This window comes from Promicromonospora sp. NPDC060271 (assembly GCF_042726755.1).
Taxonomy (GTDB): Bacteria; Actinomycetota; Actinomycetes; order Actinomycetales; family Cellulomonadaceae; genus Promicromonospora.
The window spans coordinates 1-4,550 of the sequence record NZ_JBHXBG010000271.1; the positions used below are offsets into that span (position 1 = coordinate 1).

Annotated in this window: 4 protein-coding genes; 1 reads left to right on the top strand and 3 read right to left on the bottom strand. The window is 70.8% G+C overall.

Annotation, left to right across the window (positions count from 1 at the left end):
- Positions 1-36 precede the first annotated feature (36 nt).
- Together ACFWE2_RS24625 and ACFWE2_RS24630 are read right to left on the bottom strand one after the other, a co-directional pair.
- On the bottom strand, positions 37-321 hold the full coding sequence (locus ACFWE2_RS24625) for a YbdD/YjiX family protein (protein WP_377226840.1): 285 nt from the start codon (positions 319-321) through the stop codon (positions 37-39).
- Complete coding sequence (locus tag ACFWE2_RS24630; RefSeq protein ID WP_377226841.1) at positions 318-2,579, bottom strand: carbon starvation CstA family protein; 2,262 nt, start codon at positions 2,577-2,579, stop codon at positions 318-320. Before ACFWE2_RS24630 ends, ACFWE2_RS24625 begins: the two co-directional genes overlap by 4 nt.
- 192 nt (positions 2,580-2,771) lie before the next feature.
- Here ACFWE2_RS24630 and ACFWE2_RS24635 point away from each other — a divergent pair, with 192 nt between their 5' ends.
- Positions 2,772-3,590: a type II CAAX prenyl endopeptidase Rce1 family protein gene (locus ACFWE2_RS24635; protein ID WP_377226842.1), complete on the top strand. Its 819-nt coding sequence runs from the start codon at positions 2,772-2,774 to the stop codon at positions 3,588-3,590.
- A gap of 51 nt (positions 3,591-3,641) precedes the next feature.
- On the opposite strand, the gene ACFWE2_RS24640 is transcribed toward ACFWE2_RS24635, so the two are convergent.
- Positions 3,642-4,421, bottom strand: a complete 780-nt coding sequence (locus tag ACFWE2_RS24640; protein WP_377226843.1) for a DUF305 domain-containing protein — start codon at positions 4,419-4,421, stop codon at positions 3,642-3,644.
- Positions 4,422-4,550: the final 129 nt, after the last annotated feature.

The following is a 4,550-nucleotide window of genomic DNA, read 5'->3' on the forward strand; positions in this document are numbered from 1 at the left end:
CCCGCTCTACCTCGGCGAAGCCGTTGCGGAGCGGGCTCAGCAGCAGCGGGCGCCCGGATCGGCGTCCTGCGCCGCGTAGCGGTCCCGCCAGTACTCCCGTGCGGTCGGCACGGCGGCGTCCGGGTGCATCCGACGCAGGTGCGCCACGTACCGCGGGTAGTCGCTCTCGCCCAGCACCCCGGTGACGTACCAGGCCAGTGCGCGCCAGCCCCGGCGGACGACGGCGAGCACGCCGCCGTCCGCCGTCCGACCGTCCGCCGTCGGACCGTCCGCCGTCGGACCCGAGGCCGCCGTCCGACCCGCTGCCGAGGGCGAGGTCACGCGTGCGTCCCCGTCCGGAGCTTGTCCGGGTTCTCGTCGTAGTAGGCGGTCCACTGGGCCGCCACCTCCCGTTCGGCGTCGGTGGTCACGAGACCGGACGGCGCGAACGTCGACGACTGCGCGTCCGGCTCCTCGCTGGTCGGCAGGCCGCCTGCCCGGATCGCCTTGACGCAGACCCACAGCGCCACCAGCGCCACGGTCAGCACGAGCAGTGCGAAGACGATGGACAACGTGCCCTGCAGGAACGTGTTGCGGATGACCGCGTCCATGGCGGCAGGATCGGCGGCGGTCCCGAACGACGTCTCGCCCGCTGCCCGCGCCTCGCGGAACGCGTTGTGGTTCGCCCAGAACCCGAGGCTCGGCTCGGGGGAGAAGATCTTCTGGTAGGACGCCGTCATGGTCACCGCGAGGTCCCACACCAGCGGGACGGCGGGGATCCACGCCCACTTGAGGTAGCCCTTCTTGACCACCACCACCGTGACCAGGGCGAGGGCCATGGCGGCGAGCAGCTGGTTCGCAATGCCGAACAGCGGGAACAGCGAGTTGATGCCGCCCAGCGGGTCGGTCACGCCCATGAGCAGGATCGCGCCCCACAGGCCGCACACCACTATCGAGCAGATCCATGCGCCCACCCGCCAGGACGGGTCGCGGAACTTGCGCAGCGGGCCACCGAGGTTGCCGAGCGTGTCGGACAGCATGAAGCGGGCGACCCGCGTACCGGCGTCGACGGTGGTGAGGATGAAGAGCGCCTCGAACATGATCGCGAAGTGGTACCAGAACGCCTGCATTCCGGCGCCGCCGAGGAACGAGCCGAGGATCTGGGACATGCCGAACGCGAGCGTCGGCGCGCCGCCGGTGCGGGAGACGATCGACTCCTCGCCGACGGCGTCGGCGGCGCCCTGGATGTCGGCGGCCGTGGCAGGCGTGCCGCCCAGGCCGAGGCCGTTCACGTAGTCCGCCGCCGTCGCGGGATCGCCACCCGTGAGCGAGGCAGGGGCGTTCATCGTGAAGTACAGGTGCTGGTCGATGGAGATGGCGGTGACCAGGGCCATGATCGCAACGAACGACTCGGTGAGCATGCCGCCGTAGCCGATGAGCCGGAGCTGGCTCTCCTTCTCGACCAGCTTCGGGCTCGTGCCGGACGAGATCAGGGCGTGGAACCCGGACAGCGCACCGCACGCGATGGTGATGAACAGGAACGGGAACAGGGAGCCGGCGAACGCGGGTCCGTTGCCCTCGATCGCGAAGCTGGAGACGGCGGGGGCCTGCACGGCGGGCTGCGCGATGAGCACGCCGACGGCGAGCAGCACGATGGTGCCCACCTTCATGAACGTGGACAGGTAGTCGCGCGGGGCGAGCAGCAGCCACACCGGCAGCACGGACGCGAGGAACCCGTAGCCCACGATGAGCCAGGCAACGGTCACCGGCTCGAGCGTGAACGTCTCGGCACCCCAGGGGGTGTCGGCCACCCAGCCGCCCGCGACGATCGCGAGCACCAGCAGCACCACGCCGATGATCGACACCTCGGACACGCGGCCCGGGCGGAGGTACCGCAGGTAGACGCCCATGAAGAGGGCGATCGGGATGGTCATGCCGACCGAGAACACGCCCCACGGCGACTCGGCCAGGGCGTTGACCACCACGAGCGCGAGGACCGCCAGGATGATGATCATGATGACGAACACGCCGATCAGGCCGGCGGCACCGCCGACGCGGCCCATCTCGTCGCGGATCATCTGGCCGAGCGAGCGGCCGCGGCGTCGCGTGGACAGCCACAGGACGAGGTAGTCCTGGACGCAGCCCGCCAGGACCGCGCCGATGATGATCCAGAGGGTGCCGGGCAGATAGCCCATCTGCGCGGCGAGCACCGGACCGACCAGCGGGCCTGCGCCGGCGATGGCGGCGAAGTGGTGGCCGAACAGCACCCGACGGTCCGTCGGTGCGAAGTCCCGGCCGTTCTCGTGCTCCTCGGCCGGGGTGGCGCGGTCGTCCCGCGGGCGCACGACCTTGTACTCGATCAGCCGCGCGTAGAAGCGGTACGCGATGACATACGTGCCGACGGCGGCGACGACGAAGTAGGCGCCGTTGACCGCTTCGCCGCGCACGAACGCGACGAGGGCCCACGCGACCGCCGCGACCAGCCCGATCACCGCGAAGACCAGCTTCTTGCCTGGAGTCATCGGTCTGCGGTCGATGACCGCGACCGGGGGAAGGTCCGGGTTGGTCCGGACCAGCTCAACGTGCTCGGGTGAGCGCACAGCGGCCTCCTTGCCGAGGTGGCCGGCCCAGCAAGGGGGCCGGATCCTGGATGAAATCCTTACCGTCGACAGACTCTAGTTGCCCCGGAACACGAAGAACCAGGCCGCGTATCAACAACCCGACGTGTCAGACGTGCGGGTCACTCCCGTGTCTTGTACGTCTGACACGTCGGATGTGGGAGCCTCGACCCCGTGACCCTCACCCTGCCCGCCTCGCTGGTCGGCCCGGCGCGCCTCATCGCCGCGTTCCTCGTCTCGGCGTCGGCCATCCTGCTCTTCGCCGTCCACATCCGGCCGATCGCATACCTGCCACTGGTGCTGGGCATAGCGCTGGGCCTATGGGCCGACCGTGCACTGGGCCGCGACCTGGTGCTGATCGGCGCGGGGCTCGGGATCATCTCGACGATCTCGCTCGAGGCGGACCTGTCCGACGCCGGGATGCTGCGCTTCACCCTGGCGCTCGGCGGGTCGGTGCTCGTGCCGTGGGCGCTGTCCCGGTTCGTGCTGAGGCAGGACACCATCCAGTTCCCCGTGCTGACCGGCCGCCGCTGGACCCGCGGGCAGTGGGTCTACCTGGCCGCCGTGGTGGCGCTCGGGTACGTGCTGCTGCCGTTCTACTTCCTCGGCTCCGGCGCATACCTCAACTGGCCGGACCTCGAAGGATCGCAGGACATCTGGCGGCTGTTCGTCGGCGTGAACGCCGTCGGCATCTGGGACGAGCTGTTCTTCATCTGCGTGGTCTTCGCCCTGCTGTGCAAGCACTTCCCGATGTGGCAGGCGAACGTGCTCCAGTCGATGATCTTCGTGTCGTTCCTGTGGGAGCTCGGCTACCGCGAGTGGGGCCCGCTGCTCACCGTGCCGTTCGCCCTGGTCCAGGGCTGGATCTTCGCGAGGTTCAAGTCGCTCAGCTACGTCGTGGCCGTACACCTGCTGTTCGACGCCGTCGTGTTCGCCGTCCTGGTGCACGGCCACCACCCGGAGCTGTTCGACATCTTCGTCACCGCGCCCTGACCGTCGGGCGCGGCCTTCGCGGCCTTCGCGGCCTGACCTGGTCCGGCTCGGCTACGAACCGGAGCCGTCGTTGGAGCCCGGGCCGCCGATGGCCGCGAGCGCGTCGCGGACCTCCTCCACCTCGACGCGGATGGCGTCGGCCTCGGCCTGCGCCAGCGCGATCGCCTCGGCGTCCTCGCCCCCGGTGATCTCCTGGTCGGCGGGCTGCAGCCCGCCGTAGTGGTGCTCCACGAGCGCTGCGAGCAGGGCGATGTCGAAGTCCCTCGCGTGCAGGGCGGCGATCCCGTTCACCTGAGCGTCCGTGAGCATGCCGTGGTTCCCGCCCTCGTGGGAGTGGGCGGTGGTGCCGGACCGGGGCCCGCTGCCGTCGTCGGGCAGCTCGGTCGTCAGGCCGTCCTCGGCCAGCGCGAGCGCCTCCCGGCCCGCCGCCGGCACCGGGATGTCCCGTGCCTCCAGCCAGGCGGCGAGGTCCTCGACCCGGCTCGCCGAGGCCTCGCCCACCTCGACCGCGAGGGCGAGCACGTCGTCGTCGGTGGACCGGCCGGGAGCGAGCGCCGTCAGCTGGACCGCCTGCGCGTTGTGCTCGATGGCGACGGCGGCGTAGGCGGCGTCCGCGGCCGAGTAGCCTGCGGCCTTCTGCTTGGCCGGGACGAGCACGCCCAGCCAGAGCAGCAGGGCCAGCACGACGGCGAGCCCGCCGGCGAGCACCGCCCCCATGAGCCGGAGGCGGCGGCGCAGCCCGTACTCCGGCACCCGCGCCGGCGTCTCCGCATCAGGCGTGCCGCTCGACGGCGGCACGCTCTCCTCGGTCGTCGAGTCCTGGGGCGTCATGTCCGGGAGGTTCCCATACAAAGCCCTGGTCGCGCCATCACGGAAAACCCGCACACGGAACCCGAGCCCCCTGCCGCGGTAGCACCAGAACAAGACAGAACCAGGGCGAGACAGAACTCGGGCGGGCTC

Coding starts and splice junctions, on each gene's coding strand:
- ACFWE2_RS24640 (WP_377226843.1), bottom strand. CDS start 4,421: ATGACGCCCCAGGACTCGACGACCGAGGAGAGCGTGCCGCCGTCGAGC.